At 64.0% G+C, this 18,516-nt stretch carries 14 protein-coding genes, 1 tRNA gene and 2 rRNA genes (1 of these 17 running past the window's edge); 9 read left to right on the top strand and 8 right to left on the bottom strand.

Annotated elements, in window-relative coordinates; genetic code table 11:
- The first annotated feature begins 426 nt into the window (after window positions 1-426).
- The 8 genes from E2E30_RS17250 (at window position 427) to E2E30_RS17215 (ending at window position 7,004) form a co-directional block, all read left to right on the top strand.
- Window positions 427-1,425: a glycosyltransferase gene (locus E2E30_RS17250; protein WP_206365606.1), complete on the top strand. Its 999-nt coding sequence runs from the start codon at window positions 427-429 to the stop codon at window positions 1,423-1,425.
- Window positions 1,426-1,427: 2 nt separating this feature from the next.
- Window positions 1,428-2,030: a class I SAM-dependent methyltransferase gene (locus E2E30_RS17245; protein WP_133191596.1), complete on the top strand. Its 603-nt coding sequence runs from the start codon at window positions 1,428-1,430 to the stop codon at window positions 2,028-2,030.
- On the top strand, window positions 2,027-2,422 hold the full coding sequence (locus E2E30_RS17240) for a GtrA family protein (protein ID WP_165954554.1): 396 nt from the start codon (window positions 2,027-2,029) through the stop codon (window positions 2,420-2,422). The genes E2E30_RS17245 and E2E30_RS17240 overlap by 4 nt, the downstream gene beginning before the upstream one ends.
- A gap of 74 nt (window positions 2,423-2,496) precedes the next feature.
- A complete protein-coding gene (gene rfbF / locus E2E30_RS17235) occupies window positions 2,497-3,267 on the top strand; it encodes a glucose-1-phosphate cytidylyltransferase (protein WP_133191594.1) in 771 nt (256 codons plus the stop codon).
- On the top strand, window positions 3,231-4,325 hold the full coding sequence (gene rfbG / locus E2E30_RS17230; protein ID WP_206365605.1) for a CDP-glucose 4,6-dehydratase: 1,095 nt from the start codon (window positions 3,231-3,233) through the stop codon (window positions 4,323-4,325). Before rfbF ends, rfbG begins: the two co-directional genes overlap by 37 nt.
- On the top strand, window positions 4,322-4,882 hold the full coding sequence (locus E2E30_RS17225) for a dTDP-4-dehydrorhamnose 3,5-epimerase family protein (RefSeq protein ID WP_133191593.1): 561 nt from the start codon (window positions 4,322-4,324) through the stop codon (window positions 4,880-4,882). The genes rfbG and E2E30_RS17225 overlap by 4 nt, the downstream gene beginning before the upstream one ends.
- Entirely contained in the window at window positions 4,879-6,102 is a 1,224-nt protein-coding gene (locus E2E30_RS17220) for a class I SAM-dependent methyltransferase (RefSeq protein ID WP_133191592.1), read from the top strand. The genes E2E30_RS17225 and E2E30_RS17220 overlap by 4 nt, the downstream gene beginning before the upstream one ends.
- Window positions 6,102-7,004 (top strand): NAD-dependent epimerase/dehydratase family protein, encoded by a 903-nt coding sequence (locus E2E30_RS17215; RefSeq protein WP_206365604.1) that lies wholly within the window; start codon window positions 6,102-6,104, stop codon window positions 7,002-7,004. The genes E2E30_RS17220 and E2E30_RS17215 overlap by 1 nt, the downstream gene beginning before the upstream one ends.
- A 49-nt stretch (window positions 7,005-7,053) precedes the next feature.
- Here E2E30_RS17215 and E2E30_RS17210 read toward each other — a convergent pair whose 3' ends face one another.
- Window positions 7,054-8,322, bottom strand: coding sequence for a glycosyltransferase family 2 protein (locus E2E30_RS17210; RefSeq protein ID WP_206365603.1), 1,269 nt, complete (start codon window positions 8,320-8,322; stop codon window positions 7,054-7,056).
- 201 nt (window positions 8,323-8,523) lie between these two features.
- Here E2E30_RS17210 and E2E30_RS17205 point away from each other — a divergent pair, with 201 nt between their 5' ends.
- The gene (locus E2E30_RS17205) at window positions 8,524-10,245 is read left to right on the top strand and encodes a hypothetical protein (protein ID WP_133191591.1); all 1,722 of its coding nucleotides are present in this window, start codon (window positions 8,524-8,526) and stop codon (window positions 10,243-10,245) included.
- 128 nt (window positions 10,246-10,373) lie between these two features.
- On the opposite strand, the gene E2E30_RS17200 is transcribed toward E2E30_RS17205, so the two are convergent.
- The 7 genes from E2E30_RS17200 to E2E30_RS17170 form a co-directional block, all read right to left on the bottom strand.
- Window positions 10,374-11,792 carry a TolC family protein gene (locus E2E30_RS17200; RefSeq protein WP_443018354.1) on the bottom strand — a complete coding sequence of 473 codons (1,419 nt, stop codon included), beginning with the start codon at window positions 11,790-11,792 and terminating at the stop codon, window positions 10,374-10,376.
- The gene (locus tag E2E30_RS17195; RefSeq protein ID WP_133191590.1) at window positions 11,789-12,880 is read right to left on the bottom strand and encodes an efflux RND transporter periplasmic adaptor subunit; all 1,092 of its coding nucleotides are present in this window, start codon (window positions 12,878-12,880) and stop codon (window positions 11,789-11,791) included. The genes E2E30_RS17200 and E2E30_RS17195 overlap by 4 nt, the downstream gene beginning before the upstream one ends.
- On the bottom strand, window positions 12,870-14,555 hold the full coding sequence (locus E2E30_RS17190) for an ABC transporter transmembrane domain-containing protein (RefSeq protein WP_133191589.1): 1,686 nt from the start codon (window positions 14,553-14,555) through the stop codon (window positions 12,870-12,872). Before E2E30_RS17190 ends, E2E30_RS17195 begins: the two co-directional genes overlap by 11 nt.
- Before the next feature lie 87 nt (window positions 14,556-14,642).
- On the bottom strand, window positions 14,643-15,542 hold the full coding sequence (locus E2E30_RS17185) for a hydrogen peroxide-inducible genes activator (RefSeq protein ID WP_133191588.1): 900 nt from the start codon (window positions 15,540-15,542) through the stop codon (window positions 14,643-14,645).
- A 300-nt stretch (window positions 15,543-15,842) separates the two neighbouring features.
- Window positions 15,843-15,919: transfer RNA gene (locus E2E30_RS17180), tRNA-Met, on the bottom strand.
- Between the two features lie 104 nt (window positions 15,920-16,023).
- Window positions 16,024-16,138, bottom strand: a 5S ribosomal RNA gene (gene rrf / locus E2E30_RS17175).
- 185 nt (window positions 16,139-16,323) lie between these two features.
- Window positions 16,324-18,516: ribosomal RNA gene (locus E2E30_RS17170) — 23S ribosomal RNA — on the bottom strand; it runs 603 nt beyond the window's last position.

Below are 18,516 nucleotides of genomic sequence, written 5' to 3'. Positions count from 1 at the left end.
CGCCTTCGTCGGTCGGCGGCGCCGCTCGTATGGAATACGGTCATACCGAAAACTCGTTTCAGTGCCGCTACGCCACGGGCGATGACGGGCAGAACGACGCCCGCGTTGCGGCGGAGAAACCGCGTCGATCGCCAAGCGCATCGGTTTTGCCGACTGTCGGGGCAACCACCATTTCCTTTCGACAGCCGACCTCGCCACCGCCGACCGCGCGTCGCTGTTCTTGATGGATTATTCCACCCGACGCCGCCTCACGATAATCGGCCCCGCACACTAAACCCGTTGGCGTCGTAGCCACGATCATCCGACCGCCGGAAGCTCGGTGCAGCGACGGCCATCGCCGCCGGCGCTGGACGGGGCATCGGTCCTAGAGGTTTCGTTAACTAACAATCCTTAGAAATGGCATGCACAATTCGGGACGACGCGAAAATGCATACAGCTCTCAGTCTTATGCAAGCATCCCCGGCTAAGCACGCCGTCCCGCGACCTTGGCTCTCGGTCATTCTGCCCGTCTATCGTGGCGAGGAATGGCTGGAACGGACGCTGTTGTCGATCGCCGCCGATTCCGATCCCGGCATCGAGGTCGTGGTCATCGACAGCAGCCCCGATGGCGGATCGATGACCATCATCCGCCGCTTCGCGGACCGGCTGAACTTCCGGTTCGTCGACCCCGACGGCATCGACGGCTGCTCACCCAAAACCAATCTCGGTGTCCGCCATGCCAGCGCCCGGCATGTCACCTGGCTATGCCAGGACGATCTGTGGCTGCCAGGCCGGGCCGCGGCAGTGCGGCGCTGGATCACGGGACGGCCGGACGCGGCGCTGCACCTCGCGCCGACCGCGATCATCGACAAGGACGACAAGGTTCGCGGTATCTGGCGGTGTCCGCTGGCTGACGGCGGAGCGCCGGTCGAGCGGAGCGCATTGCTCGAAAAGCTGCTCGTCCAGAATTTCGTCGCGGTGGTGAGCCCGGTCATCCGCCGCGACGCCTGGCTCGCTTGCGGCGGCCTCGACCTTGATCTGTGGTACACCGGCGACTGGGATCTGTGGATCAAGCTCGCGCTGCATGGCGAGGTCCTCTATCACGACACCGTCACCGCCGCCTTTCGCATTCACGGGTCGTCCGCCACCACGACCGGCAGCCGCGCGGCGAGCAATTTCAAGGCGCAGCACCGCATCGTCGTAGACCGTCACATCGCCGCTGTTCCGCAAGGCCGTCGCGCACAGGTACGCCGGCTCGCCAATGCCTCGATCGCCGTCAATTCGGCGCTCGCCGACGCGGCGAACGGCCAGTTGCGCGCGCTTGGCGCAGCGCTGCTGTCGGTGCTTCGGCTCGGGCCCGTCGGGGCCGGACGCTATATTCATCGATCGCGCATCATCGAGCGCGTGCTGCCGCGCCTGCGCGCCAAATCCGCAGGAGTGCTGTGACGATGCCGATCGGGCCCACGGTGCGCCGCATGTTCGGTCGGCACGAACATCTCGTCGCCGCCCTCTATCGATCGGTGTTCATCGATATCGACGCCTATTGTCGTCAAATCGGCGCATGGGTGCCGCAGGCGCGCAGGATTCTCGAAGTGGGATGCGGCGAAGGTGCGGTTACCGAACGGTTGGTACAGCTGTACCCCGACGCGGACATCATGGCGATCGACGTGACGCCCAATGCCGGACGTTTGTTTCGCGGATGCCGCGAGCGCGTTTCGTTCGAGGAGAAGACCGTCCAGGCGGTCGCGCTCGAGCAGCCCGGACAATTCGATCTCGTCATCCTGTCCGACGTGATCCATCATGTTCCGACAGCGATCCGCCGCGAACTGCTGGCGGCAGTGCGGCGGACTGTTGCGCCCGACGGAGCGCTTGTTTTCAAGGATTGGGAGCGGACGCCTACCCCGATCCACTGGCTTTGCCACGCCGGAGATCGATGGCTGACGGGCGACCATGTCCACTATCTCTCCAAGCCCGATTCCGAAGCCGTCGGTCGTGCACCGATCGTGGCGGAGGCGCATGTGCGGCCCTGGCATGGCAATTTTGCGATATGAGCACGCGTGTGATCAGGCAGCTGATCCAGTTACAATCGTCGCGCTATTTGGCAGTCGGAGTTTTTTGCGCACTGTTGCACAATATTACTGTGATCTGCGGCACGCAGTTCGGGGTAGCCTACCCGGTCGCGCTCATCGTCTCCTTCTGCACTACGACACCGGTCGGCTATTTTCTCCATAGTGTGTTCACCTTCGATAAGGCGCCTTGTTGGAACCGGCTGCAGCGCTTTCTCGTCACCTCGATCATGGGATTTCTGGGCTCGACGCTGCTGATGGTGCTGCTCTGCACGGGGCTGCGCGTGCCGGTGATCGTGGCGACGCCGGTCACCACGGTTCTGTTGTTCCTGTGGAATTTCACGTCGGCACGCTGGGCGATCCTCCAGGGGCGCTAGCCGACAGCGGTCGGGGTGTAGCATCACAGGGCATCGTCCTGTATCGAAACGCCAAATCGGGCGGGGAGTTTGATATGAAGGCTGTGATCCTCGCCGGCGGTCTGGGGACGCGCATCTCGGAAGAAACCCATCTCCGCCCGAAACCGATGGTGGAGATCGGCGGCAAGCCGATCCTGTGGCACATCATGAAGATTTATTCCGCCCACGGAATCAACGACTTCGTGATCTGCTGCGGCTATAAGGGCTATATCATCAAGGAATATTTCCTGAACTACATGTCGCATGTCTCCGATCTCACGATCGACCTGGCACGCAACGAAACCACCTACTCCAACCGCCGCGCCGAGCCCTGGCGGATAACCCTGGTCGATACCGGCGAAGCGACGATGACCGGCGGGCGATTGCGCCGCGTCGCAGGCCATGTCCGCGACGAGGCGGCGTTCTGCTTCACCTATGGCGATGGTGTCGCCGACATCGACATCACCGCCTCGATCGCGTTTCACAAGGCGCATGGCAAGGCGGCGACGATCACGGCGGTAAAGCCGGCGGGCCGATACGGCGCGCTCGAGACGACCGGCGATCAGGTCATGGGCTTTGCGGAAAAACCGCGCGGCGACGGGGGCATGATCAACGGCGGCTTCTTCGTGCTCAACCCCAGCGTCATCTCGGAAATCGCGGACGATGCGACGACCTGGGAGGCCGCCCCGCTCGAGACGCTCGCCGCCAAGGGCGAGTTGATGGCCTATGCGCACGATGGCTTCTGGCAACCGATGGATACGATGCGCGAAAAGCAGCAGCTGGAAGAGATGTGGGCGACCGGCCGAGCACCGTGGCGGACATGGTGATGCTGGCTGACCCGTCCTTCTGGCCCGGGCGTCGGGTTCTGCTGACCGGCCACACCGGCTTCAAGGGGGGCTGGCTCGCGATCCGGCTCGCCCAGCTTGGTGCCGAGGTGACGGGGCTTGCGCTGGCTCCCTCGACGACGCCCGACCTGTTCTCGCTGGCCCGCATCGCGGATGGCCTTACGCATCGCGACTGCGACGTCCGTGATCGCGCCGGCGTTGCCGACGTGGTGCGCGCCGCGCGCCCCGAAATCGTCCTGCATCTGGCCGCCCAGCCGCTGGTGCGCGCAAGCTACGCCGATCCGCTCGCGACCTTCGCGACGAACGTGATGGGCACCGCCCACCTCCTCGACGCTTGCCGCGACAGCGCCGGCCTGCGGGTGATCGTGGTCGTCACCACCGACAAGGTGTACCGCAACCTGGAGCATCCCTATCCCTATCGCGAGACCGACGCGTTGGGCGGGCACGACCCCTATAGCGCGAGCAAGGCGTCGGCCGAGATCGTCACCGCAAGCTATCGCGACAGCTATCTGGCGGGCGCCGGCATCGCGGTCGCAACCGCACGCGCGGGCAATGTCATCGGCGGCGGGGACTGGTCGGACGATCGACTGCTGCCAGATGCGGTGCGGCATTGGCAGACAGGCGCCGTGCTGGACGTGCGCCGCCCAGACGCGGTCCGTCCGTGGCAGCACGTCCTCGAGGCCGTCCATGCCTATCTCCAGCTGGCAGAGGCGTTGTGGCACCAACCCGCCTTGGCCGGCGCCTATAATTTCGGACCGGAGACCGGTGACGCCGCGTCGGTGCGGACGGTGGTTGATCTCGCCCGTGCGGCCTATGGGCGCGGCGAAGCGCGCTTCGGTGCGGTCGAGCCGGGACCGCACGAAGCCGGCTGGCTGAGTCTGGAGATCGCCCGAGCGCGCGCCGCGCTGGGCAGCGTGCCGCGCTGGACATTGGAGGAGGCGGTACGTCGCACGATGGGCTGGTACCGCGATCTTCACGACGGCGCCGACGCCCGTGCGCTGTGCGAAGCGGACACTGCCGCATTCTGGGCAGCGCGATGAGCCGTTTTACCGTCACCGAGCTGATGCCTGGCGGGCCGCGCCTGGTCGTCCGTCATCCGGTGGGGGATCCGCGCGGCGCCTTCACACGCCTGTTCTGCGACGATGATCTGCTCGCGGCCGGCTGGAGCGGGCCGATGCGCCAGGCGAACCACAGCCGGACCGAGCAGGCCGGCACGGTTCGCGGCATGCATTTCCAACGCGCGCCGCATGCGGAGACCAAGCTGGTGCTGTGTCTAAACGGCGCCGTCTGGGACGTGGCGACCGACATTCGCCCCGACTCTCCCACCTTTCTCACCTCGGTCTCGGCCGAAGTGTCGGCGGACAACAATACCGCGATGCTGCTTCCGCCGGGCTTTGCGCACGGCTTCCAAACGCTGACCGACAGTGTCGATCTGCTCTATTTCCATTCGGCGAGCCATGTCCCCGAAGCCGAAGACGGCCTCAATCCGCTCGACCGACGCCTTGCGATACCGTGGCCGCGGGAAATCACGATCCTGTCTGAGCGCGATCGCTCGCGGCCGATGCTGACAGACGATTTTCGGGACGTAATGCTGTGAAATGTCGCCACTGCGCCGCGCCTTTGCAGGCGCCCTTCCTGGACCTCGGCAGTGCGCCGCCGTCCAATGCCTATCTTTCGGCGGATCGGCTCGACGCGCCCGAGACGTGGTTCCCGCTGCGCCTGCTGGTGTGCCATAGCTGCTGGTTGGTGCAGACCGTCGATTTCACCAGCCGCGACGCCTTGTTCACCGCCGACTATGCCTATTTCAGCTCCTTCTCGCAAAGCTGGCTCGACCACTCCAAGCGGTATGTGGCGGACATGACCGAACGGTTCGGCCTCGATGCGGCGTCGTGCGTGGTCGAGGTCGCCGCCAATGACGGCTATCTCCTGCAATATGTCCGCGACGCCGGCATCCCCACCTACGGCATCGAGCCGACCGCCAGCACGGCGGCCGCCGCGCGTGCCAAGGGCATCGAGATTGTCGAGGCCTTCTTCGGCGTTACGCTCGGCGAGACACTGGCCGCCGACGGGCGTGATGCCGATCTGATCATCGCCAACAACGTGCTGGCGCATGTGCCCGACATCAATGATTTCGTCGGCGGTTTCGCGCGGTTGCTCAAGCCGACCGGCGTTGCCACCTTCGAATTCCCGCATTTGCTCGAAATGGTTTCACGCAACCAGTTCGATACGGCGTATCACGAGCATTATTCCTATCTCTCGCTGACGGCAGTCGCGCGGATTTTCGCGGCGAACGGCCTTTCGGTGTTCGACGTCGCGCGCCTTCCGACGCATGGCGGCAGCCTGCGCGTCTTTGTTCAGAAGGCGGGCGGGCCTCATGCCGTCACCCCGGCGGTGACGGCACTGCTCCAGACCGAGCAGGATGCCGGCATCACGACGCCCGCTTTCTACGCGACGTTCCAACGCTCCGCGGAAACGGTGAAGGACGATTTGCTCTCGTTCCTGCTGGCGGCGCGGCGCGACGGGTTGAAGGTGGGCGCCTATGGCGCTGCCGCCAAGGGGAACACCTTGCTCAACTTCGCCGGTATCCGCCCCGATCTTCTTCCCTATGTGGTCGATCTCAATCCAGCGAAGGCGGGATCGTACATGCCCGGCAGCCGGATCCCGATCGTCGCAGAGGATCGACTGCGTGCAGACCGGCCCGACCGCATCTTGATCCTGCCGTGGAACCTGCGCGACGAGGTCGTTGCGCAACTCGCCTATGCGCGGGAATGGGATGCCCGCTTCGTGGTGGCGGTGCCCAGTCTCCAGCTGATCTGATGCGGGTCCTTCTCACCGGCGCCAGTGGCTTCATCGGCCGCGCGGTGGTGCCGATGTTGCTGGGGGCGGGTGTCGAGGTCCACGCGCTGGGCCGATCGCCGGTCGACCATGCCGGTGTCATCGATCATCCGGCCGATCTGTTGGCCGGTGTCGATCGCAGCATGATCGAGGCAATCGGCGCGACCCACCTGCTCCATCTCGCCTGGGAGGCGAGGCCCGGCTTCTGGGCGGCCTCCGAGAATCTCGATTGGGTGGCGGCGTCGATCGGCCTCGTCCGCGCCTTTGTCGCGGGCGGCGGCCGGCGCGCGGTCGTTGCGGGCAGCTGCGCGGAATATGACTGGACGGGGTCGGGCCGGCTCGAAGAGGCCACCTCGCCGATACGGCCAGCGACCCTCTACGGCACGGCGAAAGCGAGCCTCCACGCGGTCCTCGCAAAGGCCGCCCCCGGGCTTGGTCTTTCGCTCGCCTGGGCGCGGATCTTCTTTCCCTATGGCCCCGGCGAGCGATCCGAGCGATTGCTCGGCTCGCTGCTCGAAGCGGCGCACAGCGGCGACGTCGCCAAGGTATCCGAGGGTTCGCAGCGACGCGATTTCATCCACGTCGAGGATGTTGCGGCCGCGCTGGTGGCGATCCTCGCCGCACCGGTCGAGGGCGTAGTCAACGTCGCGAGCGGGAAGGCCGCGACCGTCCGACGCTTCGTCGAGATCGCGACGCAGGCAGCCGGATCGGCCGATCGCGTCGCCTATGGGGCGATCCCGACTCGTCCGGATGATCCGCCCCTGATCGAAGGCGCGATCGACCGCTTGCTCGCCGAGACCGCGTATCGCCCCCGCTTCACGCTGGAGACGGGTTTGGCCGACGCCGTTGCCCGCTTTGGCGTCTCGCCGCCGACCTCTGACTAACGCGCCGGCTTCCGCCGTCAGCCGCGGCCGAGCGTCGCGATCGGGATCGTCATGCCGCGATCCGGTCGATCGGGACGGCGCTTGCGACAAACGCGTCCTGGCGCGCCGTTGCGACGAAGCGCGCTTCGTGCCCGGCGATGATCGCCAGCAGGAAGCCGCCGATGATCGTCTGCAGCCCGGTCGCGCCCAGTACGCACGCGAGGATCAGCGGCAGCGGTGTGGACAGCGCGGCAAAGTCGCCGTTGGACCACTCCCACGCGACCGCGCCGAGCCCGCACCCCGATACGAGCAGCAGCGCAGCACCGGTGATCAGCATCGTCTCCAATGTCAGCAGCCGGGCATAACGGCGCACGATCTTCGGCATGCGCCGATACCCCTCGTTGACGCTGTGAAGATGCGTCGCGGCGGCCATGACGGCCGAAAGATGCCCGATGCAGAACAGGAATCCGGCAACGAGCGACCAGCTTGTGCCGAACGCACCCGTCCCGGGGAGAAGTCCCAGCATATGCGCGAGCGCTATGGCGAGGATGACTGTCGCGACGCCCATCGCCGCGAGCGCCGGAATCCCGAACAGCCATGTCGGGCTGAGCATCAGCAAATAGCGCAGATGCCGCCACCCGTCGCGCCACGGGCGCAGATGCGGCGCACGGTCACGCAAATCGACCGAAAGGGTTGCCGGCGTCTGTTCGATACGGATTCGCTTGAGGCTGGCTTTGACGACCATTTCGCTGGCGAATTCCATGCCGGCCCCGGTCAGGCCCAGCGCAACGAACACATCGCGGCGAATGGCGCGCAGCCCGCAATGCGCATCCTCGATGCCCGAGCGGAACAGCAGGTTGAGCACGCCGGTGAGCAGCGGGTTGCCGATATAGCGGTTCTTCCAGGGCATCGCGCCCGGTGCGATGCCGCCGGCGAAGCGCGATCCCATGCACAGGTCGGCGCCCGCCAGGAGACGCGCGATCATCGCGACGCCATCGGTAAAATCATAGCTGCCGTCGGCATCGCCGATGAGGAGATAGTCACCGAAGGCGGCGTGCCCGCCGCCGATGATCGCCGCACCGTAGCCGCGGTCGGCAATCGCGACGACGCGCGCACCGCAGGCGGCCGCGATCGCCTGGCTGCCATCGGTCGAGCCGTTGTCGGCGATGAGGATCTCGCCGCTGATCCCGAACTCGCGCTCGATCGTGTTCAACGCATCGCGCGCATTGGCGATGCAGTGCGGCAAGCTGATCGCTTCGTTGAGGCACGGCATCACGATCGAGATCGCAAGCGGCATGGCGGCTGGCGGGAGCGTCTTGTCGAACCGTTGAACGAACATGCATGGCCTCCGCTGCGCTCATCTCGGGCTAGCGGACAATGGTTAACCAACCGCTACCGCATGGTCGGGCGGCCAGCCGCAATCGACGTCGCCGCTATTGCTTCTCCCGACATTTGACTAACCCAACGCTGCTCGGACAGGGTGAACGCGTCGTTTGGCTTTCCCTGGTCGATCGGCCACGCCACCGTGTCAGGAACTTCGATGCAGACTATGATCGGTGCGCCCAAGCGACAGCCAAAACCGCTTGGATCGCTGGACCTCGCGGCGCTGATGCTGCTTCCGCTGGTCGCGCGTGCGGCGACGACGACCGGCAATCTTTTCACACTGTACCAAGTGCAGACGCAGGACATCGCCATCCTGCTCGCGCTGCCAGTCCTGCTTTTCATCCTCCAGCGTTTCGCCCCCGCATGGCGCCTGCCGGATCGAGCACCGAGCGCGCGGGTCGTTCTGATCGCCAGCGTCGTCATCGCACTGTTGCTGGGCTGGGGCGCCTACGCACTGCTCTTTGATTTTCCGATCTCGGGCGACGAGCGCATGGTCGTTTTTGACATGCAGGTCTATGACAAGGGGCGGCTCGCAGCTCCCTTAGCCCCGCAGTGGCGACCTTTTGCCGGTGCGCTGGTGCCCGCATTCCTCCTGAACGCGGAATCGCCGACCGCAATGGTGTCCGGCTATTTGCCGGTTAACGCGCTGTTGCGTCTCGCCTTTTCCAAGATCGCCGACCCGGTGTTCTACAACCCCGCATTGGTGGTGTTCGGCGCGGTCGCGCTGCTCGATCTCGCCAAGCGCCTGTTCGGCGCAGATAACCGAGCGATCTGGGTCACGCTGATCGTCTATTTCACCTCGAGCCAGATGCTCGTCAACGCGATGACCACCTATGCGATGACGGGCCACATGGCGTTGAACCTGATCTGGCTGGCCGCGTTTCTGCGCGGCGGTCGTTGGGGTCATGCCGGCGCGATCGCGATCGGGTTTCTCGCGACCGGGCTCCACCAACTGGTGTTCCACCTGTTCTTTGTCGCGCCGTTCATTGTCTGGCACCTCCGGCTGGGCAGATGGCGGCTGTCGCTGCTGTACTGCGCTGCCTATTGCGCGATTGCCGCGTGGTGGATCGGGTTTCCGTTGATTGCGGCGTTGCAAACTGGCGCATCCGCGCATCCGGACCCGAGTGGCAGCCGGTTCCTCGACAAGGTCATACCGCTGCTCCTGGTTCGCGATCCGCTGACGTTGTCATGGATGATGCTGAACATGCTGCGTTTCGTCGCCTGGCAGAACCTGGCGCTGCTCCCGCTCATCGTGGCGGCGGTGCCCGTCGCTCGACGAGGCGGAGTGGCCGCGCCGATGCTTCTCGGGATCGCGATCTGGCTGTTGTTCGTAGGATTCACCCTGCCGTACCAGGGTCACGGCTGGGGATATCGCTATCTGCACCCCTATCTCGGCAGCTTCGCGCTGCTCGCGGGGCTGGGCTATCAGCAGCTGGCTTTGAAAGCGCCGCAGCGAACCGACGGTATGGTCATCCTATTGAGCGTGCTGACGCTGGTGCCGGCGATGCCGATCCTCATGCTCCATGCGCGCTGGTTCGCGGAGCCGCAAGTGCGGCTCGATCGCTTCATCTCGACGAAGCAAAGCGACTTTGTCGTGATCAATACAGATCCGCCAAGATCAACCAGCGACGGGCGCTGGGCGATAAGCGCGGTGGATCAAGTCGGTACGGATCCGGATCTCACCAACCGCCCGTTGCGCTTCGCCAGCCATGCCCTGAACCGCGAAATGGCGGTCGCGCTCTGCCGCCGTGGTACGGTCAGTGTGGTCGACTGGCCCGAAATGCACAAACTCGGCTTCGGCCTCAACGTTATCGGTAGCGAGCGGAGATTTGATGCACTGCAAAATCTCTTTCGAACCGAGGGGTGCCTGAAACCGTAACTTCGACCAACCGCGCGAAGATCGGTAGCCCACGCCCATAGCGGACGCTTTCAAGAGGGAAACTTCAGCGGCAATCGGCCTTGAAGGTCCGACAGGGTTTCTCGAGGTTGCTGTGCGCGCAAGTGCGATCAGCGGATGAGCTGCAACGCTTCGCGATCGGCGGTCGCCGCAGCCAATTCGGCACGAGCAGACGCGATCCGCGCCTGCGCGTCGACCAGGCGCACGCGCGCGTCGGTCGCGGTTTCCTCGCGCTGGTTGACCAGGAAGAAATCGGCCGATCCAAGCTCGAACCGACGGCGCTCGGCCGTCGCCAGGCGTTCGGCTAGCTGACGCTCCTCGTCGGCAATCGCGGCCAGCCGCTCGGCGGCACCGACCGCGATGACGATACCCTGAACCTCGACGGTAATCTGGTCGCGGAGAAAGCGACTGCGCTGGCCGAGCGCCTCGATCTCGGCGCGGGCTTCGGCAACGCGGCCCTTGGCGGCGCGGTTCTGCAGCGGCACGCTGAACCGGAAACCGACGGCCGCCTCAAGCGGCGTCCTGTTCGGGCCGCCGAGACCGACCGACCCGACATCCTTGCCGACTTCGCCGCGCAGGTCGAGCCGAGGCGACAGATCGTTTTCCGCCAGGGCCAGCCGCGACGTCGCCTGGTCGATCCGCGCGAGCACCGCGCGGTAGTCGGGCCTCTCGACCGGTCCCGCGCGCGTCGTGGCGATAGAAAGCGCGGCCAGCGCGCCGGCATCCTCCGGCAGGCGATCCTCCGAAACCGTCACAGGCGTCCCCGCTTCGTCGCGCAGATAGAGCGACAGCGCATTGGCCGCGCCCGCGACGTCCTGTTCCGCACGAACCGCTAGCGCACGTCGCCGCACGAGATTCTGATCGTTCTCGACGAGCAGGATGTCGGGGCGCGCACCGAGCGTCACCAGCCGGCCGATAGCGCTGCGGCGGCGCTCCGCGAGGTGCAGCAGATCGCGATAGGCGCGCATGCGCAAGCCGGCCGCGACCCAGGCTTGATAGGCGTCGACTGCGCGGCGCTGCACGCCGATCGCAACCATGTCCGCCTCGAACCGCGCGACGTCGATATCGGTGCCGGCGATGCTGCGCCGGGTGCGGCGTTCGTCGATCACGCGGTCGCGCAGCAGCGCGAACAGCGCGCCGACCTTCGCCTCGCCGAGCCGGTTGGTATAGGCCTGGTCCTCATACACGGGAAAAGTGCCGCGCGACGCGCGATAGCCGCCATAGACATAACCGCCATTGTCGGTGAGCGGTCGGGTCGCGCGCGCTTCAACGACGGTGCCGTCATAATAGCCCGCGACGCGCGACCGCGCATCCACGTCGAACACGGTGTCGAAGGCGCCCTCGGCGGAAAGCGCGCGCCCATCCGCCTGACGCACCCGTGCCAGCGCCTCAACGATCTGCGGCGCGGACCGCGCGGAGGAGCGCAGCACCTCGTCGAGCGTCAGTGGCGCGCCCTGCGCCGATGCGACGCCGGGACACAGCATGAGGAGCAGCGGGACGATGCGCAGCAGGGCGATCACACGCGTCACTTCTTTGCCTCCGCGTCCTTGCCGGTTTCGTCGACGCTGGGCTTTGCGGGCGGCTTGGGTTGCGCCTTGCCGGACGCCGCGCCGCGCTGGCCGAATTCCAGCGGAAAGTCGTTAAGCTGTCGCCACACTTCGTAGCCGACGAGGACGGTTTCGCCCTGCACCCAACCGCGCACTTTTCCGCCTGGGCGGACGAAGGTGCCGGTTGGCCAAGCCGGTTTGCCGGGTCGCGGTTCGACAAGGATGCGGAAGGCGCCGTCGGGGGCGGCATTGGGATCGATCATGCGAACGCGCCCGTCGAACATGCCTTGCGCGACCGATGGCCAGCCACTGAACTGGATTGCGGGCCAACCCTCGAACTCGAGCCGCACCGGACGACCGGGGCGGATCAGCGGCATGTCGCGACCATCGACGTACAGCTCGACCGCGCGCTCGACGCGCTCGGGCGCGATCACCGCCAGCACCGTGCCGGGCGATACCAGCGCGCTGCCGCTCGCGGCATTCAATTGCTGGACGCGGCCGTCGCGCGGGGCGCGGACGAGTTGCGCCGACTGCCGCCTGAGCTGGATATCGATCCGGTTGAGTTTGGCGCGCGCTTCGGCGAGCTTGGCGCCGGCGTCGGCGACCTTGATCTGCGTCTGCTCGTAATCGCGGCGGGCGGCGAGCCCCTCGGCGAGCAACTGCCCGGTGCGCGCAACATCGATTCCGGCGACCGCGCGGCTTTGCTGGACCGCGGCGATCTCCGCCTGCACCTGCGCGCGTTCGGCCCCCAGGCGCGCGAGCAGGTCTGGGTCGAGATCGACGACGCGTGCGATCGGATCGCCGCGCGCGACGTGCTGGCCGTCCTGAACGTACCAGCGCTCGACCTTGCCCGGAACCAGCGCGGTCACCGGTTGCTGCCGGTCGCCGGGATCGAGCGCGACGACTTGCCCCGTGCCGTTGGCGGTCTGCACCCAGGGGACCAGCGCCATGATCGCCGCGGCGATCGCGATGCCCAGCACGAGCATCCACGCCACGGCCGACGCCACTCGCGGCGCGCGCATTGCGGCAAGCGTCTGGAAATGCGCGAGGCGATCGGGCTTATACGGCATTGCCGGCTCCGTGCTGGGTCGCGGCGACCAGCGCTGCACAACTGTCGAAGCGTCGCTGCCGATCGGGTTCGAGATGGAACCAGCCGTCGAGCGCGATATCCTCGGGCCGCCCCGTGCACAGCAAGACCGTCGTATCGGCCGCCTTGAGCTGGCGCAGCACCTCGGCCAGGCGGCTCGTCGGGATCAGATCGTAGAGCTGCGCCAGCATCAGAACGTGCGGGCGCACCAGCAGCGCATTGGCGAGCTTCAGCGCCATGACCTCGCCGATCGACAGCGGATAGCCCGATGCCGCCAGCGGTGTATCGAGCCCGTGCGGCAGCCCGGCGATGCGGTCGCGCAAGCCGACCGTCTCCAGCGCGTCGAGCATGACGGTGGATGTCGACGCAGCCGCAGCGAGAGTCAGATACTCGCGGATCGTGACCTCGACGATGCTCGGCCGGTCGAGCACCATGACCTCGGATCGCAGCCGATACATGTCGAACGTCGCCATGTCGGCGCGACCGACAGTGACCAGGCCGCGCTCGGGAATCACATGGCGCTTGAGAACCATTGCCAGCAACCGTTCGGCACCCCCGTCGGCGCGCGTAACGAGCTGTTCACCGGCCGCGAGCTCGAAATCGAAGCGCGCGCCCTCGATCACGACACGGTCGAGCCGCACCGCACCGTCGCCGGGCGACTGCCCCACCGCGACGACCGCGCTCTCCTGCGGTATCGCGTAGAGCAGCGACAATTCCTCCGCGCTCGCCACCAGATCGTAGAGCGTGTCGAGATACCAGCCGAGCTGCGACACGCCGTAGAACACGCCGCCCAGGATCAGCTCCGCCGCAACCAGCTGTCCGATCGACAACTCTCCGCTCAAAATGAGGGTGCCGCCCAGCGCCAGCAGCGCCGCGCTGGCAAAGGCATAGAGGAGCAGGAAGGCGACCGTCTGCGTGAAGCTGTAACGGAAATAGCGGCGATGGCGATCGACATAGGTGGCGGTGACGGCTTCCGAACGGTCCATCGCGAAATCGAAATGGCGGCTCGACTTGTAGAAGCCGTTCGACCCGCCGACGCTTTCGAGCCAGCGCGCGGCGTCGTGCTTGGCATGGCTCAGCGCGACCGCCGAGCGGATCGAGCCGCGCGACCAGATCAGCCAGATCGCTAGAATGATGAGCAGGAGGATCGCGTTGAAGGCGAGGAAGAAGGGATGGTAGAAGCTGGTGACGATGAGGCCCACCGCCGATTGCAGGATGATCGTGAACGCACCGATGACCAGGCTCGGCACCGCTTTCTGCACGATGACGAGGTCGAAATAGCGATTGAACAGGTCGCCGCGATTCTGGTCGGCGAAGAACGGGTTCTGGGCATGGACCGCGCGGACGGTGATCTCGGCGACGATGCGCGCGAACAGCCGACGCTCGAACAGCGCCATCATCCAGAACCGCATGGCGCTGAGCCCCGCGACCACCAGCAGCAGCCCGAGCAACAGCCCCGCCAGCGTCCATAACGGTGCTGGCATCGCGGTGTAGGCGACGCTGTTGATCAGCAGCTGCACCGAGATCGGCGTGGCGAGCGACAACAGGCTGATCGCGACGCCGTAGACCATCGTGAGACGGACGTACGCCATGTCAGGCCCGACGATTTCTGCCAGCCACCCGAGCGCTGAACGCCATCCGATGTGTTCGCCCGCCATGTGCCCCTCGCGATAATCGAAGCCGAGTATCTTCGATTGCCGGCATTAGGACAATGCAGTGCAGCTTATGATATCAATAGGAATGTCCTATGGGAAGACGGAGCGGAGCAAGCCGGCGATCAAGCCATAGGCCGGTGCGCGGCCGGCACCGTGTCGCCACAGCAGTCCGATATCTCTGTAGTAGCGGCTCCCCTTTATCGGCCGCACGACGACGTCGTCGCCTTCGCGAACTTCCTGGCGGATGTAGAGTTCGGGTAGCAAGGCAAGGCCCATGCCCATGCCCGCCATCTGGCGGATCGCATCGAGGCTTGTCCCCTCATAGTCCCGTAATACGTTCGCGCCCACATCGATCGCGATCGCCGCGACCTGTTCGGCCAGCCGATATTCGGGTTGCAGCGTCAACAGGCTGGTGCCGCGTAAATCGGATGGTGCGATGATCGTCTTTGCCACGAGGGGATGATCGGACGCCATCGCGACGTACAAAGGTTCGCGAAAGAGGCGCTCGCTGTGGAACGCGCCGCCCGTCACGGGCAGTTGCGCCAGGATCAGATCGTGGACGCCAGTGGCAAGTCCGGTCGCGAGTGCGGTCGGCAGGCCCTCGCGGACATGGACACGGAGCGTGGGATGCTCGCGGTGCAGCCGCGCGACCAGCGCCGGCATAAGATACGCGCCGAGCGTCGGCGATACGCCGAGCCGGATCGTGCCGATCAAGGGATCGGCCGAACTTGCCCTGAAATCTTCGAGGTCGACAACATCGAGCAGGATGCGCCGTGCCCGGTCGAGCAAGTCGCGTCCCAACGGGGTAAGGATTGCGGGACCTCCCCGCTCGAACAACGCTGCGCCGATGATGGTTTCGAGCGCGCGGATCTGTTGCGAGAGCGACGGCTGGGAAACGCCCATCCGCTCGGCCGCCCGCGTGAAGCTGGCCGCTTCGGCCAGCGCGACGAAATAGCTGAGGTGACGAATCGTGGTTTTGGGAAAAGGCATGGTCCACGCTATCGCGTTAGGCCGTCTGCGCGCACCCCCTGATGGTTGAACGGCGCAGACGCGCGCCTGTCAGGGAATGCCGGTTGCAGGATCATGTCGCCATGGCCGACACGTTGTACGACGAATTGGTCCACGGCGAAGCGGCGGAGATACAGGTAACGTTTATCGAGGGCGTGGCTGTACATCCGGACGGTGCACACGGCCCGTAAGCGGACGTTGTCGCGAAGCTGTCGAATTTGATGGCGTTTGCCACAAACGACAACGCCGCCCGTGAGGGCGGCGATGGTCGTTTTATGGCGGTGGTTGCGGGGACAGGATTTGAACCTGTGACCTTCAGGTTATGAGCCTGACGAGCTACCGGGCTGCTCCACCCCGCGACAGGGATTTTGTATGTTTTGCTCGCGAGCGCGAGTGGGTTTTAGATGACATGTAAATGGGTTCTCATGAGAGACACGAACGTTTTGTGTTCACCGGCTTCAATGCCTGGCGACGACCTACTCTTCCATCGCTTAAGCGATAGTACCATCGGCGCAGTCAGGTTTCACGGCCGAGTTCGGGATGGGATCGGGTGGGGCACTGACGCTATAGCCACCAAGCAATGGAGCCGGTGAACAGCAAAAAGTTCGGGTTCTTTCGGGGGGCCCAGCTTGCGCTGGGCTCCCAAAAACGATGTCCGTGCATACCTATGTGATGATGTAGTTTGTTCAATCAGGCGTTGCATTTGATCATCCGCCATCGGTGACGTGCTGGTTTACCCAGGATTGTCATTGATGGTGGGACTCTCAAGCGCGAATAGAGCAATTAGTATCGGTTAGCTCCATGGATTACTCCACTTCTACATCCGATCTATCAACGTCATGGTCTCTGACGGCTCTATGAAATCTTATCTCGAGGGAGGCTTCCCGCTTAGATGCTTTCAGCGGTTATCCCGTCCATACATAGCTACCCTGCTGCGCTCTTGGCAGAACGACAGGTACACCAGAGGTATGTTCAACCCGGTCCTCTCGTACTAGGGTCAACTCCTCTCAAATTTCGACGCCCACGGCAGATAGGGACCAAACTGTCTCGCGACGTTCTGAACCCAGCTCACGTACCACTTTAATTGGCGAACAGCCAAACCCTTGGGACCTGCTCCAGCCCCAGGATGTGATGAGCCGACATCGAGGTGCCAAACAACCCCGTCGATATGAGCTCTTGGGGGTTATCAGCCTGTTATCCCCGGCGTACCTTTTATCCGTTGAGCGATGGCCCTTCCACGAGGGACCACCGGATCACTATGACCGACTTTCGTCTCTGCTCGACTTGTCAGTCTCGCAGTCAGGCGGGCTTATGCCATTGCACTCTAACAGACGGTTTCCAACCGTCCTGAGCCCACCATTGCGCGCCTCCGTTACTCTTTAGGAGGCGACCGCCCCAGTCAAACTACCCGCCACAGAGGGTCCCTGATCCAGTTTCATGGATCGAGGTTAGACATCAGAAACAAACAGGGTGGTATTTCACCTATGGCTCCACGTCAGCTGGCGCCAACGCTTCATAGCCTCCCACCTATGCTACACAGTTTCTTCCTAATGCCACTCTGAAGCTGCAGTAAAGGTGCACGGGGTCTTTCCGTCTAACCGCGGGAACCCCGCATCTTCACGGGGAATTCAATTTCGCTGAGCATGTCCTGGAGACAGTGGGGAAGTCGTTACGCCATTCGTGCAGGTCGGAACTTACCCGACAAGGAATTTCGCTACCTTAGGACCGTTATAGTTACGGCCGCCGTTTACCTGGGCTTCATTTCAGAGCTTGCACCCCTCCACTTAACCTTCAGGCACCGGGCAGGCGTCAGGCCCTATACGTCGTCTTGAAGCCGACTTAGCAGAGCCCTGTGTTTTTGCTAAACAGTCGCTACCCCCTGGCCTGTGCCCCCCAACAGAGCTTGCGCTTAGTTGGGGCCTCCTTCTTCCGAAGGTACGGAGGCAATTTGCCGAGTTCCTTCAGGACACTTCTCTCAAGCGCCTTGGTATACTCTACCTGACCACCTGTGTCGGTTTCGGGTACGGTCTATACGGTGGGGCTATTTCCTGGGACCTCTTCGAAGCCTTCCCAATCCAATAAGGGAAGACAACACACGAGATCCGTCACACACCACCAGGTCACGGAATATTAACCGTGTTCCCATCGACTACCCCCTTCGGGCTCGTCTTAGGGGCCGACTCACCCTGCGCGGATTAGCCTTGCGCAGGAACCCTTGGTCTTTCGGCGAAAGGGCATCTCACCCTTTTTATCGCTACTCATGTCTGCATTCGCACTTCCGATACCTCCACGACCCATTACCAGATCGCTTCACAGGCTTACGGAACGCTCCGCTACCGCGTACCATATAAATGGCACACCCTAAGCTTCGGTGCGTGTCTTGAGCCCCGTTACATCTTCGCCGCAGAACCTCTTATTTAGACCAGTGAGCTGTTACGCTTTCTTTAAAGGATGGCTGCTTCTAAGCCAACCTCCTGGTTGTTTTGGAAGTTCCACATGCTTTCCCACTTAGACACGACTTGGGGACCTTAGCTGTAGGTCAGGGCTGTTTCCCTTTTGACGACGGACCTTAGCACCCGCCGTCTGTCTCCCGGATATCACTCTTGGGTATTCGGAGTTTGGTTAGAGTTGGTAGGTCTCGCGACCCCCGCATCCATCCAGTGCTCTACCCCCCAAGGTGTCCATCCGAGGCACTACCTCAATAGTTTTCGCGGAGAACCAGCTATTTCCCGGCTTGATTGGCCTTTCACCCCTAAGCACAACTCATCCGGTAACTTTTCAACGTTAATCGGTTCGGACCTCCAGTGCGTGTTACCGCACCTTCATCCTGGTCATGCATAGATCGCCGGGTTTCGGGTCTAATACATCAAACTCTGGCGCCCTATTCAGACTCGCTTTCGCTGCGCCTACACCTAACGGCTTAAGCTTGCTTGATACATTAAGTCACAGACCCATT

The sequence above is a fragment of the Sphingomonas sp. AAP5 genome (genome assembly GCF_004354345.1).
Taxonomy (GTDB): domain Bacteria; phylum Pseudomonadota; class Alphaproteobacteria; order Sphingomonadales; family Sphingomonadaceae; genus Sphingomonas; species Sphingomonas glacialis.
Note: the sequence above shows the minus strand (reverse complement) of the source record. Positions and strands in the feature narration are given on the sequence as shown.

Coding starts and splice junctions, on each gene's coding strand:
- E2E30_RS17225 (WP_133191593.1), top strand. CDS start 4,322: ATGAGCCGTTTTACCGTCACCGAGCTGATGCCTGGCGGGCCGCGCCTG.
- rfbF (WP_133191594.1), top strand. CDS start 2,497: ATGAAGGCTGTGATCCTCGCCGGCGGTCTGGGGACGCGCATCTCGGAA.
- E2E30_RS17205 (WP_133191591.1), top strand. CDS start 8,524: ATGCAGACTATGATCGGTGCGCCCAAGCGACAGCCAAAACCGCTTGGA.
- E2E30_RS17195 (WP_133191590.1), bottom strand. CDS start 12,880: ATGCCGTATAAGCCCGATCGCCTCGCGCATTTCCAGACGCTTGCCGCA.
- E2E30_RS17215 (WP_206365604.1), top strand. CDS start 6,102: ATGCGGGTCCTTCTCACCGGCGCCAGTGGCTTCATCGGCCGCGCGGTG.
- E2E30_RS17250 (WP_206365606.1), top strand. CDS start 427: ATGCATACAGCTCTCAGTCTTATGCAAGCATCCCCGGCTAAGCACGCC.
- E2E30_RS17245 (WP_133191596.1), top strand. CDS start 1,428: ATGCCGATCGGGCCCACGGTGCGCCGCATGTTCGGTCGGCACGAACAT.
- E2E30_RS17240 (WP_165954554.1), top strand. CDS start 2,027: ATGAGCACGCGTGTGATCAGGCAGCTGATCCAGTTACAATCGTCGCGC.
- E2E30_RS17210 (WP_206365603.1), bottom strand. CDS start 8,322: ATGTTCGTTCAACGGTTCGACAAGACGCTCCCGCCAGCCGCCATGCCG.
- E2E30_RS17185 (WP_133191588.1), bottom strand. CDS start 15,542: ATGCCTTTTCCCAAAACCACGATTCGTCACCTCAGCTATTTCGTCGCG.
- E2E30_RS17190 (WP_133191589.1), bottom strand. CDS start 14,555: ATGGCGGGCGAACACATCGGATGGCGTTCAGCGCTCGGGTGGCTGGCA.